General features: G+C 37.1%; 14 protein-coding genes, 2 pseudogenes and 1 other annotated feature. Of the genes and pseudogenes, 10 read left to right on the top strand and 6 right to left on the bottom strand.

The window, feature by feature from the left end; genetic code table 11:
- Positions 1-9 precede the first annotated feature (9 nt).
- The 3 genes and pseudogenes from ACM6HU_RS03890 to ACM6HU_RS03880 all read left to right on the top strand — a co-directional run.
- Positions 10-1,863 (top strand): FtsX-like permease family protein, encoded by a 1,854-nt coding sequence (locus ACM6HU_RS03890; protein WP_016116736.1) that lies wholly within the window; start codon positions 10-12, stop codon positions 1,861-1,863.
- A 300-nt stretch (positions 1,864-2,163) separates the two neighbouring features.
- Positions 2,164-2,352, top strand: coding sequence for a hypothetical protein (locus ACM6HU_RS03885; RefSeq protein ID WP_016116735.1), 189 nt, complete (start codon positions 2,164-2,166; stop codon positions 2,350-2,352).
- 35 nt (positions 2,353-2,387) lie between these two features.
- A pseudogene (locus tag ACM6HU_RS03880) lies at positions 2,388-2,888 on the top strand (cation:proton antiporter); the annotation flags it as partial.
- 340 nt (positions 2,889-3,228) lie between these two features.
- On the opposite strand, the pseudogene ACM6HU_RS03875 reads toward ACM6HU_RS03880, so the two are convergent.
- Positions 3,229-3,333 (bottom strand): annotated as a pseudogene (locus ACM6HU_RS03875) (DUF6584 family protein); the annotation flags it as partial.
- A 389-nt stretch (positions 3,334-3,722) separates the two neighbouring features.
- Here ACM6HU_RS03875 and ACM6HU_RS03870 point away from each other — a divergent pair.
- The 7 genes from ACM6HU_RS03870 (at position 3,723) to ACM6HU_RS03840 (ending at position 12,785) form a co-directional block, all read left to right on the top strand.
- Entirely contained in the window at positions 3,723-4,250 is a 528-nt protein-coding gene (locus ACM6HU_RS03870) for an RNA polymerase sigma factor SigX (protein ID WP_033671567.1), read from the top strand.
- 3 nt (positions 4,251-4,253) lie between these two features.
- Positions 4,254-5,429, top strand: a complete 1,176-nt coding sequence (locus tag ACM6HU_RS03865) for an anti-sigma factor family protein (RefSeq protein WP_016116732.1) — start codon at positions 4,254-4,256, stop codon at positions 5,427-5,429.
- 65 nt (positions 5,430-5,494) lie between these two features.
- Entirely contained in the window at positions 5,495-6,460 is a 966-nt protein-coding gene (locus tag ACM6HU_RS03860; protein WP_016116731.1) for an ABC transporter ATP-binding protein, read from the top strand.
- Positions 6,432-7,304, top strand: a complete 873-nt coding sequence (locus ACM6HU_RS03855; RefSeq protein WP_077295508.1) for an ABC transporter permease — start codon at positions 6,432-6,434, stop codon at positions 7,302-7,304. Before ACM6HU_RS03860 ends, ACM6HU_RS03855 begins: the two co-directional genes overlap by 29 nt.
- A gap of 393 nt (positions 7,305-7,697) precedes the next feature.
- Positions 7,698-8,891 carry an MDR family MFS transporter gene (locus ACM6HU_RS03850; protein ID WP_016116729.1) on the top strand — a complete coding sequence of 398 codons (1,194 nt, stop codon included), beginning with the start codon at positions 7,698-7,700 and terminating at the stop codon, positions 8,889-8,891.
- Positions 8,892-8,943: 52 nt separating this feature from the next.
- Positions 8,944-9,231: a binding site (T-box leader), on the top strand.
- A 66-nt stretch (positions 9,232-9,297) separates the two neighbouring features.
- Complete coding sequence (gene leuS / locus ACM6HU_RS03845; protein ID WP_016116728.1) at positions 9,298-11,706, top strand: leucine--tRNA ligase; 2,409 nt, start codon at positions 9,298-9,300, stop codon at positions 11,704-11,706.
- A gap of 146 nt (positions 11,707-11,852) precedes the next feature.
- Positions 11,853-12,785, top strand: coding sequence for a hypothetical protein (locus tag ACM6HU_RS03840; protein WP_414848001.1), 933 nt, complete (start codon positions 11,853-11,855; stop codon positions 12,783-12,785).
- Between the two features lie 484 nt (positions 12,786-13,269).
- Here ACM6HU_RS03840 and ACM6HU_RS03835 read toward each other — a convergent pair whose 3' ends face one another.
- From ACM6HU_RS03835 to ACM6HU_RS03815, 5 genes are all read right to left on the bottom strand, one after another.
- Complete coding sequence (locus tag ACM6HU_RS03835; RefSeq protein WP_003201351.1) at positions 13,270-13,698, bottom strand: haloacid dehalogenase; 429 nt, start codon at positions 13,696-13,698, stop codon at positions 13,270-13,272.
- Between the two features lie 96 nt (positions 13,699-13,794).
- Positions 13,795-13,980 (bottom strand): hypothetical protein, encoded by a 186-nt coding sequence (locus tag ACM6HU_RS03830; RefSeq protein WP_003201353.1) that lies wholly within the window; start codon positions 13,978-13,980, stop codon positions 13,795-13,797.
- 125 nt (positions 13,981-14,105) lie between these two features.
- Positions 14,106-15,185 carry a Ger(x)C family spore germination protein gene (locus ACM6HU_RS03825; RefSeq protein ID WP_016116724.1) on the bottom strand — a complete coding sequence of 360 codons (1,080 nt, stop codon included), beginning with the start codon at positions 15,183-15,185 and terminating at the stop codon, positions 14,106-14,108.
- The gene (locus tag ACM6HU_RS03820) at positions 15,161-16,255 is read right to left on the bottom strand and encodes a spore germination protein (RefSeq protein WP_016116723.1); all 1,095 of its coding nucleotides are present in this window, start codon (positions 16,253-16,255) and stop codon (positions 15,161-15,163) included. Before ACM6HU_RS03820 ends, ACM6HU_RS03825 begins: the two co-directional genes overlap by 25 nt.
- A 16-nt stretch (positions 16,256-16,271) precedes the next feature.
- Positions 16,272-18,386, bottom strand: coding sequence for a spore germination protein (locus ACM6HU_RS03815; RefSeq protein ID WP_414848000.1), 2,115 nt, complete (start codon positions 18,384-18,386; stop codon positions 16,272-16,274).
- Positions 18,387-18,580: the final 194 nt, after the last annotated feature.

Raw genomic sequence — 18,580 nt, 5'->3', positions numbered from 1 at the left:
GGTTCAGACATGTTATTTAAGCTTTCTATGTCAGGACTGAAAAGTAAGCTGAAAGATTACATTGTCTTACTTGTTGGTCTTGTAATGTCAATTTCGATCTTTTACATGTTCCAAACGTTAGCATTGAATAAAGCATTTATTGAAGCGAATTCTGTAATCAGTAGTATTCAATTCGTCTTCCATGCTGGTGCGGTACTATTAGCCATCATTACATTCTTCTATATTTTATATGCTAATTCTTTCTTGCTATCACTTCGTCAAAAAGAATTTGGTATGTATATGATGTTAGGAGCCAAAAAGCATAAGGTGACACTGCTTATGTTTATTGAAACAATTGTATTAGGAGCAGCATCTCTTGTAGTTGGTATTGCAGTCGGTGTAGGGCTCGCGCAAGGAATTGGTAAACTACTTATGCAGCAGCTTGAATTTACTGCAGGTGGCTATCATGCATTTTATGTTCCATCTATGCTTGTTACATGTATTTTCTTCTTAATACTATTTGTTTTATCGGCAATTATGAATAGTATCAAATTATCACGTATTACGGTTCTACAACTGGTTCATGCAGATTCTAAAACGGATCGTGTTTCTAAAGCAGGAGTAAAGACTGTTATAGCTGCATTCGTTGGAATTATTCTATTAGCAATCGGCTATGCTTCTATGGTTTACATGGGTAAGTTGGCGCAAATGGGGATTATTATTGCATTAATCACTGTAACGTCCGGAACTTACATGTTATTTGGAACATTCCTTCCGCTTATTATTAAAAAGCTAAAGAGTAATAAAAAGCGTACTGAAAAAGGACTTAATGCTTTTACATTTGCCCAGTTAAATTTCCGCATCAATAGCTTAACAAAAGTACTAGCTACAGTAGCGATGTTAGTGGCGCTTGGAGCAGGTGCGATTTCAGGCGGTATGGCGTTCAAAAATAACGTTATGCTTACTGTCGATGGTTTGGCAATTTATGATGTTACGATTCATAATCCAACAGCCGAAGAGAAGAAAATTTTAGATGGTATTACATTTAAAGAGAAAAGTGAGTATCGTTACAAAACAGACGATAAATATGTCTATTATTTAAAAGAAGATTTAGAGAAAAATCGTCCTTTAGTACAAGATTTAAAAGATTTTAAAGGAATGAAAGATATTGGTAAAGTGAAACGAGCTTCTGAAGAATTGCCAGTAGGTGCGATTTTGAGTTCCGGTCAAGAAAAATCTGATAATGTGATTCCAAAAGAGTGGGATCAGGCATTAAGCACGATTCATCCAATTTATGTATCCCCTAATCAAACAATTAAAATTGTAGACCAAAAAATGTATGATGGTTTGCAAGGTAAAGAGGGCGTTGCATTACTTGGAAAAGTAGATGATTTCTTAACATATAAAAAAGAGTGGAAAAAAATTGACGAGTTGCAGCTAGTTAAATATAAAAATGTAAAAGAAAATTCCTTGCAAAGTAAGAACCAATTTTATACTGGATTTTACGGCATCGCTAGTGGAACAGTATTTATGGGGTTCTTCCTAGGAATTGCTTTCTTAGCAATGATGGCAAGTTGTTTAATGTTTAAAATTCTATCGGGTGCATCAAGCGATATTACGCGTTATCAAATGCTTCGTAAAATCGGTGTTCGCCGTGAATTATTAACGAAGTCTATCTATAAAGAATTATTCTTAGTATTCTTATTCCCAGCGATTGTGGGTATCGCTCACGTATTAGTTGGTATGAATATTTTCGGATTTATCTTAATTGACCCGTACTTCCGTATTTGGCTTCCAATTGTTATTTTCATAGTCATTTACGCGATTTATTACTTCATTACAGTTCAATTGTATAAAGGAATTGTTCTTCCGAAAGAAGACTAAGATAGGAAAATACCGAGCAGAGGGTGCTCGGTATTTTTTTGATTAAAACGTTTCATAAATCTCATAACCTATCAAAGTAAATATGTAAAGTTACCTTATAAAAAAGTCGCCTTGAACGTTTCGGGCGATTTTTTTTATAAGTATACGGACCTAATTTCAAAAAATCTATTAATAAGAAAAAACATAAAGGTGAAGAAAGGAGAGATGAACAAGTATTGTTTAGTAAAACATAAATAAGGGATAAGAATTATGAAACAACGTATTACGAAACCTATTTTTAGAAGATAGGAGGAAACAATTTTGAATACACAAAATGAATCGTTATTTCGTCTAGTTGGTACCATGCTGAAATCAAAAGATGTTATAGTGTTTTCATTCTTATCTCTTGTGATTTTTGTTATTTCAACCAATTTTTATAATGTTAAATTCCCCAATCATAAATACCCTGAGTTTTTACGGATATTAAAATCTATTGCCCCAGTTGTGTAGTGCATAAATAACTTTAGTGAAAATAGGCAACATACACGATTCGTGTTGCGGAAGCGATTGGAGCTCTTCTTTTAGGATTAGTTTTTTCTGAAACAGAACATAGTGATCGAATTGAACATCTTGTTGTTCCTTTCCGGGATTTCTTTGGAGCCATCTTCTTTTTCAGTTTCGGTTTAAGTATTGACCCTTTTTCACTTGGTGGGGCTGTATGGTTAACACTAGGAGCGGTTCTATTAACAATCTGCGGAAACTTTGTAGCTGGAATGATTGCTGGACGTAAAGCAGGGTTATCCCATAAGGCTTCTGTGAATATTGGATTAACAATTGTATCAAGAGGAGAATTTTCTATCATTTTAGCAAACATTGGGATGGCAGGTGGCTTAATGGCTACAATTAAACCATTTTCAGCTTTATATGTTTTGATATTAGCATCTGTAGGACCTTTACTAGCGAAGGAATCCAATAGGATATATGCTGTATTAGATAAGATATTTAAATGGAGTTCTAAAAAACGGCCAAAATCAAAAATAGGATGAATCTCTTATGAAAAATTTTAATATAAAGATTATTCATAAAATAACTCTATTGATGTAATTACAAAATAGAATGCAAGTTATAACAGGAAATCATGTGGGACAGGATTTGTTTTTTTAGAGATCGATTCCAATATAGAAAGGAGCTGCCCCCAAAAGACCGCTAAAAGCGGTCTTTTGAGTGTTAGCCCCTTTTTTTATTAACGAGTGATATACATAATTGCAACAAAAAAATTAGTATAGCAACAAATCCGAGATTATCACCGATATCAAAGCTTTTCTTTTTCTTCTTTTAAACTACGGACCTCATCTTTTAATTCATTGATAGATTCTTTCAATTCGTTAATTTCTTGCGCAGAGCTAATACATTGGGATAAGTCGGAATTAAACCATGTAGTCGATCTCTTGCTTTTCCTAAATCATTGTTTGTAATGTCGTTTTTTTCGATTTATATATATCCATTTTAATTTTTTAACATATAAGTCGTTGCTATGCAGAATACAACATGACTTGCACTTGCTGCCTCCTTTTGCTTTAAACCTTGTATGTGGTGGGAAAAGGACCTGGCCGTTTCTATGCGCGGCCAGATGCTCTCGTCTCCCTAAAAAGAAAGGAGGTTTTTATGTTGGTTTTTTAACTTATATATAGATTTATACTTCTTAACAAAATCTCTTAGAGAACAAGGAATTAAAATTGGTTTCAATACACGGTTATAATAAGGATGAACCATTACAAGAAAATATTTTTTATTTTTTTGTCACAAATAGCAAGTTTGTGGTTTCTTTATAGTGAGAGTGGCTAATAAGGAGGAAGAAATTAGTGGAGGTGAAAGCTTCATTGTTAAATATATATGAACAAGATTCAGTTTCTAATATACAGTTTCAAGATGTATTTAAACAATATTATGCTCACGTTGTGAGACAAATTATGCGAATTGTGCGAGATCAAGCAATTGCTGAAGATTTAGCGCAGGAAGTATTTTTGCAATTATATCATACAGAATGGAAACAGATTGAAAGTGTATCGGCATGGCTAGCAAAAGCATCCATTTATGCAGCATATAACTATTTGCGATCTGAAAAAAGGCATCAAGCAAGAATTGAAAAAGAAGCAAATTATAAACAATCAATTAGCAGTCCGTCATCGGAAGAAAAATGTATTCAAAAAGAAGAAATTACTCGTGTACAAAGTACATTAAAAGAAATGGATGAGCGTGAACGTACCCTCTTATTAATGAAGTTTTCGGGATTTCAATATAAAGAAATCGCGGAGGCTACTCATATGGAAGTTTCCTCGGTTGGAACATTGCTAGCACGAGCGAAAGCGAAATTTCGGAAGATGTATAGAGGGATGAAGGAGGAGTGACAAATGAAATGCCAAGATATTGGATTTATACAGGCGTATTTAGATGGAGAATTAAACCGCGATGAAAGAAAGCAATATATTCAACATCTTGACCAATGTAAAGCATGTCAAAAGGCGTTAGAAGAAGTAAGTAAGCTTAATCAATGGGTAGAAGTTGTAGTGGATGATGAATTCACAAACGTTAGTGAAGAGATTGATATCGATGTTGACCAAGCTTGGAAAACCTTTGAACAAAATATACAAAATCATAAAACGGAAGAAACAAACAGTGAAGAAAGTAAAAAGAAGGGAAGATGGCATAATATGAAGAAATCATCTAAACGTTGGATTACTGCAGCAGCAGCAGCGGCAGTTGTGTGTGTGTCTTTAACAGTTCCAGAAGTACGGGCAGGAGCAAGTAACTTGTTATCGATTTTTCGAGTAAAGGATGTGCAGTTAGTTCAACTTACAGATTCTGATTTACGTGAAATTGAAGGATGGATCTCTAACATGGAAGAAGGAGAAAAGTCCATTAAAGGAATTGGGAAAATAGGAATCAAAGATAATGGAAGCAAAAAAGATGCTCATTTTCAGTCGGAACAGCAAGCAAGAGAAGCTGGATATGCTGTTCCAAAAGTGCCAGATGGATATCGTGTAACGAATGTGGATGTGAATCCGTCATTTATTATGCAATTTGAGCTCGATACAGAAAAAGCTAATAAATTATTGAAACAACTACAAAGCAATACGCAGTTTGAAAGTGCTTTGAATGGTAAGCAGTTTTCGATCACAGTTCCGGAATCAGTACGTACTCAAATAGAAGTTGAGGGCAATCGAACATCAAGCGCTTTTTCCTATAATGTAATTGATGCACCAAAAATTTCTGTTCCAGAGGGTGTAAATGTTACGAAATTACAAAAAACAGTTTTAGAGCTTCCGATTATTCCTGCGAATGTGAAAACACAACTTGCAGGTATTCAAGATTGGACACATACATTGCCGATTCCTTATGTAGCAAAAGGTGCAAAAGTATCGGAGACAAAGGTTCAAGGAGTAAGGACCGTTTTATATAGTACTGAATATGAAAACGTGCTTATTTGGGAGAAAGATGGAAAAATGCACATGATCGAGCAACATAAAGAGCAAGAGAAAGATTTGAATGCAAACGATCTTATTAAACTTGCAAATGAATTAAAATAATGATTGAACAAGAGCGGCTCCGCGAAATGGGGCGGCTCTGTTCCTGTATAGAGCGGGGGTAAAACATGAAACAAGACTGGATTATTCAAACGAAGAACTTAACAAAACAATATAACGGAAAAGGCGGTATCCGCAACATTTCATTAGATGTGCCGCGCGGTACTGTATTCGGATTTATAGGTCCTAACGGTGCAGGGAAAAGTACGTTTGTGCGAACGATGCTTGGTTTAATTCATCCGGATTCTGGAATGGCGCAAATGTTAGGACAGCCGATTGGGACAATAGAATCAAAACGGTGTATTGGCTATTTACCTGAGCTGTTTCGCTATCCTGATTGGCTGACCGGATGGCAGTTACTTGAAACGCATGCAAAACTATGCGATCTTCCTTCTCGTGAGCGGAAAGCAAAAATGAGTGAGGTTATTGAAAAAGTTGGCTTAAAGGGTAGGGAAAAAGAAAAAATTCGCGGTTATTCAAAAGGAATGCAGCAGCGTATCGGACTTGCTTGTGCTCTGCTTTCTGATCCGGAATTGATTTTTTTAGATGAGCCAACATCTGCGCTTGATCCAATCGGGCGGAAAGAAGTGCGTCATTTAATGGAAGAGCTTCGGGACCAAGGGAAGACAGTATTTTTAAACAGCCATCTATTAAATGAAATTGAACATGTATGTGATCACGTGGCGATTATTAATAAGGGAGAGTTAATCGTACAAGGAGATTGGCGCTCATTGATGATGATTCAAACGGAAGTTGAAGTAATACTTGGTGAAAAGAGCGAATTATTCTTTAAACAATTGCCTTCGTTTATTAAAAATGTACGGAAGATAGAAGAACAGCAAAATCGTAAGCGTTGGATTATCACGCTACAACAAGAAGATGACATTCCTAGATTGTTAGAAGCATTTGTAGCACTACATATTCCTGTGTATCAGTTAAATCCGGTTCACCCGCATTTGGAAGATGTGTTTATGTACTGGGTAAATAAGAAAGAGGGGACGCAGCATGTGGACAATCGCCAAATTATCATTTAAAGAAATTTTGTTAAAGCGTATTTTCACCATTACGTTATGTATGACTTTTGCCTTTTTAATATTTTATGGAGTGGCCATTCATTACGCCGTCAGTGAAATCCTTCCAGGAGAATCTAGCGGTCTTTCGGCAGCTCAAGATTTTATGAACAAAAGTTTTATTTCTACACAGCTTCTTGGAGTGGGGTTGTACTTTTCTTCGTTTATTACTGCGTTGCTAGCTATTTTAAGTAGTGTTGGCAGTATTGCAAATGAAATTGAAAGTCATCAAATTGATACATGGCTAACGAGACCGATTTCACGCTTTTCCTTTTTAATGGGAAAGTGGATCGGCTTATGTTGCTTACTGATTGCGTACGCAGCCTTCCTGTTTATAAGTATCGTACTCATCCATCAAACAATGGGAGGGAGCACGTTTCATTTAGATTTCACGGCGACGCAGATTATAAAAGCATTGGCTCTCCTCTTGATCCAGCCTGTTATTTTAATTAGCATCGCGATATTACTAAGCACGCGTATGGCAACATTAAATGCTGGCATTGTGTTAATTATTTTGTACGGAACTGGGTTTATTGGCGGATTTGTTGAACAAATCGGTACATTGGCACAAAAAACAGCACTTGTAAACATGGGCATAATTGCAAGCCTTTTATTCCCAATTGATACAATGTATCGTAAAATGACAATCTATTTATTTGATTCAGGAGACAATCCTTTATCAATAGCTTCACAAGGAGTGTTCGGGAGTGTTTCGACACCGAGTAATATGATGATTGTTTATGCTGTTTTATATGTGTTAGCAGCTATTTTTATAGCGATTCGTACATTTAAATCACGTGATTTATAAGGGGATGAAATTTCAGTGTATTCTCCCAATGCTGTAAAGCGTGAACTAAAACCCACCTCTTTATGTAGATGTGGGTTTTATATATATCCATTTTAATTTTTCGACATATAAGTCACTGCCGTGCAGAATACACCATGATCGCTACTTGCATTCTCCTTTTGTTTTAAACCTTGCATGTGGCAGGAAAGACCCTGACCGTTTCTATGCGTGACCAGATGCTCTCGCCTGCCTAAAAAAGAGGGTTTTTATATCGATTTTTTAATTTGTGTTTATATAGTCAATATCTCATTATCTGAATTTCACCAACTATTAATCAGTTGCCTTCCTATTTAAAAACGACTACAATTTTACTGTTATGTATAGAACGAAAAAAACAGAATAGGAGGGGAAACTATGCCAAGGAAAGTATGGCTATTAGTAGCTGGGATGATTATTAATGTCACGGGTGCTTCTTTTTTATGGCCATTTAATACAATTTATTTACATGATCATTTAGGGAAATCGTTATCTGTGGCCGGAATGGTATTAATGATTAACTCGTTAACAGGAGTAATTGGTAACTTACTCGGCGGTGTTTTATTTGATAAATGGGGCGGATACAAGTCGATTTTAGTAGGAATTGTGATTACACTATTAGCGATTTTAGGTCTTGTATTCTTCCATGGTTGGCCATTATATGTTGTGTGGCTTGCGTTAATTGGATTCGGTTCTGGTATGGTCTTTCCATCGATGTATGCGATGGTTGGTACGGTTTGGCCAGAAGGCGGACGGAGAGCATTTAATGCGATGTATGTTGGACAAAACGTTGGAATCGCTGTTGGTACAGCGTGCGGTGGTTTAGTTGCTTCTTATCGTTTTGATTATATTTTCTTAGCGAACTTTATTTTATACTTTATTTTCTTCTTAATTGCTTTTATCGGATTCCGTGGTATGGAGGACAAAAATGAACAAAGTATACAAACAGCGGTCAAAGCGGAAAAAGGTTGGTCTCTTACACCAGGATTCAAGGCACTTCTTATCGTATGTGTAGCATATGCTTTATGCTGGGTTACATATGTACAATGGCAAGGTGCGATTGCGACACATATGCAGGAATTAAATATTAGCCTTCGTCATTACAGCCTGTTATGGACGATAAACGGGGCGATGATTGTTTGTGCGCAGCCATTAGTAAGTATGATTATTCGTGCGATGAAGCGTTCTTTGAAACAACAAATTATGATCGGAATCGGCATTTTTGCAGTGTCATTTATTGTACTTAGTCAAGCGCAGCAATTTACCATGTTCCTTGTCGCGATGGTGACATTAACAATTGGTGAATTATTTGTTTGGCCAGCTGTTCCAACGATTGCGAATATCCTTGCACCAAATGATAAGATCGGTTTTTATCAAGGTGTTGTAAATAGCGCAGCGACTGTTGGGAAAATGTTTGGACCAGTTGTTGGCGGAGCAATTGTTGACTTATACAATATGGAAGTATTGTTTATAGTAATCATGGTAATGCTTGTAGTAGCGCTTATCGCAACGAGTGTTTATGATAAACGAGTGAAAGTGGAAGAAACAGTAGAAGAAAAAATTGCAGTTTAGTTTGACGGAACATGTAACATGTTTTAGAATATATTTAAATTAACTCATACTTGTAATAACAGTGAGAAGGAGTAGTAGTAATAGAAGCTGGTTTAGAGAGTTGACGGTTGGTGCAAGTCAATCCACGTTTCGTTATGAACTCGCCTTTGAGTTGCAGTTGTGAACCAAAGTAGCAATTGCCGTCTATCCACGTTACGGATCTAAGCGAATGTATATATTAGTGCTTGTTCAAAAGGAAGATAAAGAAATGCGACAGCTATCTTTACCGGACGTTTTGAACATCCTTTATTACATTAATTTAGGGTGGTACCGCGGGAATCTATAACCTCTCGTCCCTTTCTAGGGATGAGAGGTTTTTTGTATTTTAGGCGGTGAAAATAAATACAATTTGAATGGAGGATATCTCATGAGTTTTAATCATCAAGAAATTGAGAAGAAGTGGCAAGCGTATTGGGAAGAGAATAAAACATTCCGCACGCCAGATGAGACAGAAAAACCAAAATTTTATGCACTAGATATGTTCCCATATCCATCAGGAGCTGGGCTACACGTAGGACATCCAGAAGGATATACAGCAACGGATATTTTATCTCGTATGAAACGTATGCAAGGATATAACGTTCTTCATCCAATGGGATGGGATGCATTTGGTCTTCCAGCAGAGCAATATGCACTTGATACTGGAAATAGCCCAGCAGAATTTACAGAGAAAAACATTAACACGTTCCGTAACCAAATTAAAGCACTTGGCTTCTCTTATGATTGGGACCGTGAAGTAAATACAACAGATCCAAACTACTACAAATGGACACAATGGATCTTCTTACAGCTATTTGAAAAAGGATTAGCTTACGTAGATGAAATACCTGTAAACTGGTGCCCAGCACTTGGTACAGTACTTGCGAACGAAGAAGTTATCGACGGTAAGAGTGAGCGCGGTGGACATCCTGTTGAGCGTCGTCCGATGAAACAATGGATGTTAAAAATCACTGCATATGCAGATCGTCTACTTGAAGATTTAGATGATCTTGATTGGCCGGAAAGCTTAAAAGATATGCAACGTAACTGGATCGGTCGTTCTGAAGGTGCAGAAGTACACTTTAACATCGATGGTACAGATGAGAAGTTTACAGTCTTCACAACGCGTCCTGATACACTATTTGGTGCAACTTACTGTGTACTTGCTCCAGAGCATGCGCTTGTTACAGAAATTACAACTGCGGATCAAAAAGAAGCAGTAGAAGCGTACATTGATTCTGTAAAAGCGAAAAGTGATTTAGAGCGTACAGAACTTGCGAAAGAAAAAACAGGCGTATTCACTGGTGCTTATGCAATTAACCCAGTAAACGGTGAGAAATTACCAATCTGGATTGCTGACTATGTACTTGCAACTTACGGAACAGGTGCTGTAATGGCAGTTCCAGCTCACGATGAGCGTGATTATGAGTTTGCACAAGTATTTAGCCTTCCAATGAAAGAAGTTGTAAAAGGCGGAGATATCACGAAAGAAGTATATACAGGTGATGGTCCACACGTAAACTCAGCATTTCTTGATGGTCTAAATAAAGAAGAAGCAATTGCTAAAATGATTGAATGGCTTGAAGTAACAAGTGCAGGAAATCAAAAAGTAACATATCGTCTTCGTGATTGGTTATTCAGTCGTCAACGTTACTGGGGTGAGCCGATTCCAGTTATCCATTGGGAAGATGGCACAATGACAGCTGTGAAAGAAGAAGAATTACCATTAGTTCTTCCAAAAACAGAAAACATTCGTCCATCTGGTACAGGTGAATCACCACTTGCAAACATCGAAGAGTGGGTAAATGTTGTCGATCCTGAGACTGGTAAAAAAGGTCGTCGTGAAACAAATACAATGCCGCAATGGGCTGGTAGCTGCTGGTACTACCTACGTTACATCGATCCAAACAACAGCGAAGCACCTGTAGATCCTGAAAAAGTAAAACAATGGCTTCCAGTTGATATTTATATCGGCGGTGCAGAGCACGCTGTACTTCACTTACTATATGCTCGTTTCTGGCATAAAGTATTATATGATATCGGTGTGGTTCCAACGAAAGAGCCATTCCAACAATTATTTAACCAAGGTATGATTCTAGGTGAAAATAACGAGAAAATGAGTAAATCAAAAGGGAACGTTGTAAATCCTGATGATATCGTAGCAAGCCATGGTGCAGATACACTTCGTCTTTACGAAATGTTCATGGGACCATTAGATGCTTCAATTGCTTGGTCTGAAAATGGTCTTGACGGAGCTCGTCGTTTCTTAGATCGTGTATGGCGTCTATTTGTTCAAGATAATGGTGAACTAAGTGAGAAAATCACAGATGCCTCTAATCAAGAACTTGAGAAAGCATACCATCAAACAGTGAAGAAAGTTACAGAAGACTATGCAGAGCTTCGCTTTAACACTGCAATTTCTCAAATGATGATGTTCATTAACGATGCATATAAAACAGAAGTACTTCCGAAAGAATATGTAGAAGGTTTCGTGAAAATGATTGCACCAGTTGCACCGCACGTTGCGGAAGAACTTTGGAGCAAGCTTGGACACAGTGAAACAATCACATATGCAAGCTGGCCAACATTTGATGAGTCTAAACTTGTAGAAGATGAAGTTGAAATCGTTGTTCAAGTTATGGGTAAAGTTCGTGCGAAACTGAAAACGAAAAAAGACGCATCAAAAGAAGAAATGGAACAACTTGCTATCGAAGTAGTGAAAGAACAAATTGAAGGGAAAACAGTTCGTAAAGTAATTGTTGTTCCTGGAAAACTTGTTAATATCGTTGCAAATTAATAGGAAAGAGCAGTCCTTATGAGAGGGCTGCTCTTTTTTTGAGACAACTGAAAAATGAGTGGAATTCCCTTATAGACAAACACCTATTCTTGTATGCGAAATATGATAACAAAGGCAGGTTAAATTGAGAGAAAGAGGTGAAAGAAATGAAAGGGATGGATAATAACGCATCGCACGGCTTTATGATAGGTGAGGATGGCTATGCACAAATGCTAATGGGAGGAGCCGGACAACAAGGATATGGCGGGAACCCAACATGGATGGGCGGATCATCAGAAGGAGTTCCTACATCTGTAGCTGGAGCGCAAACAGGAATGCCAACATTCGTGGGAGGAGCGCAAGGAGGAGTTCCTATAGGAGCGCCAACTACATTTCCGGCATTTGTAGGAGGAGGAGTTCCTGTAGGGGCATCAACTACATTTCCAACATTTGTAGGCGGGGCACAATCTGGCTTCCCTGCACCAGTTGGTCCGCAACCAGGATTTGGTGGTGTTGCTCCTATTCTAGTAGGAGGAGTAGGTCCACAAATGATTCATGGTCATCACGTCCATCACGGTCATCACCAACATCACGGTCATTACCAACATCACGGTCATTACCAACATCACGGTCACCACCAACATCATGGTCATCATCAGCAACAAGTACATCATCATGGTCACCATCAAATTCATCCACAGGCTGTTTTATATCAAACACAACACCATGGCCAGCATCAACACCATGGTCACCACCAACATCACGGTCACCACCAGCAACACGGTCATCATCAGCAACAAGTACATCATCATGGTCACCATCAAATTCATCCACAGGCTGTTTTATATCAAACACAACACCATGGCCAGCATCAACACCATGGTCAGCATCAACACCATGGTCAACAACATCAACACCATGGCCAGCATCAACACCATGGCCAGCATCAACACCATGGTCAACAACATCAACACCATGGCCAGCATCAACACCATGGTCAACAACATCAACAACAGCAAATATGGTATGGCGGAGCGGGAAGTGCAGGAAGTACTGCAGGAACAGCGGGCGCGGCAGGGCATGCTGGACACGGACACTAATAGAGTAAATAAAAAACATAAAAAAATTCTCTTGTGCGCAAGGGGATTTTTTATTTTGGGAATAGTAAGGAGGAGAGGAGGTGCATTACATATGGGAAAAGGTAGAAGTAATAATGCTGGTAAAAAGCAACCGAATTTCGATGATTCATCTAATTTCGCTAAACAAAGTCAACCGACAGAAAAGAAGAAAAAATAAAGTGAAACTTTAATCAGTGGGGGTTCTCTTCATCCCCCACTGATTAAAAGCCCTCACCAATCGGGCTTTTACGGGCAGTTTATCTCTCACCTAACTTATTTGCTTTCACCGAATTTTGAGGTGGGGGTATTACTGCCCGTTAATGCGGGATAAACAAAAAGGAGCTCTCTTCATAAAGAGAGCTCCTTTTTCAGATATATCGGCGTTTCGACACGACATATCATTCGCTCGAAAAAATAAGACATAAGTGCGGGGCTTAACTTCCCGCGAATGGTAGCCTATTCAATCTTATTTCCCTGCTTTTGCTAATGCTTCTTGGCGTTGACGCTCAATTTCAGCACGTAACTGTGGTTCTGGTGCTTGCCAGCCTTCTGGTTTTAAAATTTTGCCATCGCCTTCGCGGAAACGTGGTTTTCCGTCAGGGAATAGTTTTGCCATATTTGCATTGTTTACAATTTCAAAGCCTTTATCGGGACGAACTCCCATTTCTGCAAATGTTCCAAATGCGAAATAGATAAGGTCAATTAACGCATCATATTGATCTTCTACAGTATTAGCTTCTAAAAATTCCTCTAACTCTTCTTGCATAAAGCTTGCGCGAATTTTTGCGCGTTCTTCTGTTAATTTTGTTGGTACATCTGTAACAGGGTGTCCAAATACCTCGTGCATTTTTGCAACAAGTTCATATCCTTTATCTAAACCTTTTTCGTTAGCCATGTTGTTTCATCCTTTCACGTTTTGTGCCGAACTTTATTGTAACATAAGGAGATTGTTTAATAAAAAAAACACCTTATAAAATAAGATGTTCTTTCCCTACTCTTCTTTCTTTATTAAAAATGATAAAGCGAGATCAATCCCGAACATCCCAACAAGTAGTGTCGGTACGACAACAAGTAAATAACGTGTAAATGAAACATTTTTTAAGTATGTATGAGCAAATAAAAAGACGCCGAGAAACAGAATACCATTTAAAATAGGTTTTACTAACTTTTTAGACATAAGCTCCCCCGTAAATATCTTTTTTCTTTATGTAAGTATTATCAAAAAACTCCTCTCTCCGTTGTATCATGCCCGGAAGAGGAGTTCAATCATTATCTGACATTTTGAGGAAACTATATTTCATATTATTCGATTACACCGGAGTTTGTAATATCAACTTCATATTTTACTGTGATAGGAACGTCTTTGTACATTTTTTTCCATTCTGCTAATTTAAATGGTCGATAGTGTTGTCTAAATTTAGCTCCTAGCCCAAGAGGATCAACATTTAAAGATTTAAATTTTTTGATGAGTTTTGTGGCTTTAGTATTTAAGCTTTTTTCAACTTCTTGTGATATTTTTTTTGTGTTCTGTTTATTTTCTAGGTTTACTTGTTTCGAAAGTTCTAAGATGCGTGCATCTATTTTTACTTTAATTAAAAAGGAAGGCTTTCCAGCTTTTATATTTACAGTATACGTTGGCTTGGAGCGTATATTATTGATCATTACATATCCATTATTACTTTTAAATTCGTGTGAATCTAACCGATGTTTTTCCAATAACCCCTTAAATACGAACATATCTTGTCGATCAATTTTTCCGACATACTTATCCTTTTTTAAAAGTCCAATGCCAGTGATTTTGATTTTGTCTTTACTCTTTTTTAGGATAGGCATATAAGAGTCTTGGCCTTCACGATAATAACGAAATGCACCTAAATGTAAATTATCAGTTGGTACGGGGCCAGTTTGCATGTTATGCTCTAGCATTTTTTTTATATAGATAGCCACATTAGAAGAAGTTGTATATTTTCCTTTTAACAGCTCAGGTCCATTTCCTTCTAATAATCCAACATACACTGAGTTTCCGATGCTGACATCACGAACCAATGTGTCAAAGGAGGTCGACAATCCTTTTTTGGCAATTCTTGTAGTAAACAAAGCAATGCGCATTTGTCCGCTTGCAAATGGTTGAGAAGATTCCAAAGAAGTATCAGCTTTTACTTGTTTAACGGCATTTCCTACTCCTTCGTAGACCTGTACTTTATTTCCTTTTCGCTGCACCGGACAAACCGATGTCACCTGTACTTTATTGTTTTTTGCTGTATCAAAAACAACCCCTTGAATTAACTGAACATCATCAACAATATTTTTTTGCAAACAGCCTGTTATGGTGAATAAACAAATACATGAAAGAAGAATTAGTTTTTTCTTGATTTTTTCCATTTTCTTTTCACCCACACGATAAGAAATAAGATTGGGATGTAAACATATATAAGCCAAAGACTAACTTTGGAAGTATAACTAATAAAATCGTTGATATCATGCCTGTTTGTTAAAAGTTGTGACACAATAATTGTAATGAACATGAAAGAAAGTAAAATGTATTTTTGCTTTACATGAAAGATTTCATGTGTTCCTCTTGTAGCAGCCCATAATGGAAGAATAAAACTTGTAAGAATTACAAGTGCATAGCCGGAGATGGCAATGTACTCTAGTCGTTCGATAAAGGGTAATTGAATAACTTGTGTCATTGAAAGCTGAGACCAAATTGTTTTTGATAACTGTTTTTCGCTAAAAAAAGCGAATGCCAAAATCGTGCTAAATAAATATAAAATGTTAGAGAATAATACACCATATTGTGCAAATTTATGAGATTTCTCGGGATTCTTCACAAATGGGTATACCATAAGAAAAATTTCAAAGCCTGTCATAGTATAAATTGACAATTGAGATGCTTTTAAAATACGTCCCAAAGAATGCGTAAAAACAGGAAGTAAATTTTCCCAATGTGCGTACTTGAACATAAACAGGCTAAGAAAAATATAACCTAGTATCCCACTAATTGAAACGACACAGATGCCAGTGATGATGCGGAATCCTGATGAGATGACGTAGTAACTTAATAAACATAAAAAGGCGGTGAACATCCAAGTGGACCCGGTAGGAAACATCCATACTTGAACAATCTCGACATACGTTCGAACAACGGATATACTCGCAACCAAAAAATACAGCATGAATACAATATTAACGCCATTACCGAGCCACTTTCCAAAGGTTTGTTGATGAAGATCTATTAGGTTGCCTTCTGTATTTTTTAATAAGTAATACATCATCCAAACGAGAATGTGAATGATGATTCCAGTTATAACAACTCCTATCCAGGCATCATATCCAGCCGCTTTTGCGATAATGCGTGCAAATCCGAGAACTCCAGCGCCGAACTGTGCACTATGAATCAAGAAGAAAACAAAGATAGGAGATATTTGATATTTTGTTTTGACTTTACTCATAAATGCACCTCATTTCTTATTCGTCAAAGTCAGATGTATGTTTTGTTGAAATCCCCTTTGCTGATTTTTTTACGTGTTGCGGCCTTGCTTGAATATCTCTTGTATCAATCATAGATAATGGAAACCGAATCCAAGAGTCTTTTAGTGATTGTCGCCTTGCTGGATAAAAGAGTGCAAATGGTTTTCGTAAAGAAGAAAGTCTGAATAGATGAGTAAATAAAAAGATAAAGCCTAGTGAAATTCCGAATAGTCCACCTAATTCTGCAAATAAAAGGAATGGAAAGCGTAGCAAGCGAACTGCGTTGCCCATTTTATAAATGGGAGTGATAAAGGAAGCCAACGCGGATAAAGCAACAATAATTAATAAAATATTACTGGTTAGTCCTGCTTGAACAGATGCTTGTCCGATCACGATACCGCCTACAATACCAAGTGTTTGGCCTACTTTCATTGGCAGTCTAGCACCAGCCTCCCTAAGCAAATCAATAGCAAGCTCTAGAAAGAGAGCTTCTATTAAAGGTGGGAAAGGAACTTGCGCTCTTGATAAAATTAATGTTTCGAGTAGATCGCTTGGAATTAATTCGTAATGATAACTTAAAATGGCAACGTATAGAGGCGTTGCACAGATGGAAAATAGAACAGCAATCAGCCGTAAAAATCTTGAGAACGTAGCATAAAGCCAAGATACGTTGTAATCCTCTGGTGAAACAAAAAAATCAAAGTATGAAACAGGAGTGAGTAAGACGCTCGGTGAACCATCTACAAAAATAGCGATTTTTCCATCAATTAATGCGGTCGTTACTCGGTCTGTACGTTCTGTATTAATAAATAGTGGGAAGATTGATTTTTCTCCCATCAATTCTTGAATATAGGAACTGTCGTTGATTTGATCGTATTCAATGGTACGAAGCGATTCTTCTAAATAATCAACACTGTCTTTTTCAGCAAGGTTCTCTAAATACATCATGACAACTTTTGTTTTAGAGAATGTCCCAATGATAACTTCTTTTGTTTGTAGCGCTAACACTGGAAGGCGTTTACGTACTAAGTTAAGATTCGTATCAATATCCTCTACAAATCCCTCTTGTGGACCAACAACTGTAGATTCATTTAATGGAATAGATGGCGCTCGATAATTATCAATTGTGATATTTGCTAAGATACATTTTTGATCTTGTTCATGTAACTGTACGATAGCGTGACCTTTTAAAACCATATCTTCAATTTTTTGAAGATCATTTGTAATTGTAATCCCGCTCATTGGAATATGTTCTTTTAATTCTTCTAATGTAGAACATGTATGCTCTAATAAAGCTGGCATTAAATACTTTTGTAATTTTTCACCATCAAGCGATGGCCGGTAATAAGAAATCCAGTACGGCATTGTTTCATCATCTGATGTGTGATAACTTACAAAATCACTAGATGTTTTTAGGTTTTCTAATAAATCTTGAAGAGAGTGAACCTTTTCTTTCTCGGGTTTACTGAAATCATAAATGCTATTGCTACTATTATTTTGCTGCTTGCCTTGTGTTTGCGCGTCTTGTTTAGTAGCTTGAGCAGATTGATGTTGTTTGTTTTGTGTTTGCGCGTCTTGTTTAGTACCTTGAGCAGATTGATGCTGTTTGTTTTGTGTTTGCTGGTCTTGTTTAGTAGCTTGGGCAGATTGATGTTGTTTGTTTTGTGTTTGCTGGTCTTGTTTAGTAGCTTGGGCAGATTGATGTTGTTTGTTTTGTGTTTGCTGGTCTTGTTTAGTAGCTTGGGCAGATTGATGTTGTTTGTTTTGTGTTTGCTGGTCTTGTTTAGTACCTTGAGCAGATTGATGTTGTTTGTTTTGTGTTTGCTGGTCTTGTTTAGTACCTTGAGCAGATTGATGTTGTTTGTTTTGTGTTTGCGCGTCTTGTTTAGTACCTTGAGCAGATTGATGTTGTTTATTTTGTGTTTGCTGGTCTTGTTTAGTAGCTTGGGCAGATTGATGTTGTTTGTTTTGTGTTTGCTGGTCTTGTTTAGTAGCTTGGGCAGATTGATGTTGTTTGTTTTGTGTTTGTTCCTCTTGTTCAGTAGTTTGATTTTGCTCTTTTGAATCTGTTTTACTTGATTTTTTTTTCTTTCGAAACCATTTCCATATCATACGTATTCCCTCTTTAACTCATGTAAGATAATGTTAGTTTATGGCGTATTTTGTATATTATGCACATGTTTAGGGAGAAGCGAAAATTCTCTGTGTTTAAAGAAGGGTTTCTTTTGGAGACGTATAATAGTTTTTGTAAGCGAAATAGATTTGTTATGAAAGATTGATATATAATGACGAATTCACAATGAAGG

The organism is Bacillus sp. IT-79MI2 (genome assembly GCF_949768135.1).
GTDB lineage: Bacteria > Bacillota > Bacilli > Bacillales > Bacillaceae_G > Bacillus_A > Bacillus_A pseudomycoides.
Note: the sequence above shows the minus strand (reverse complement) of the source record. Positions and strands in the feature narration are given on the sequence as shown.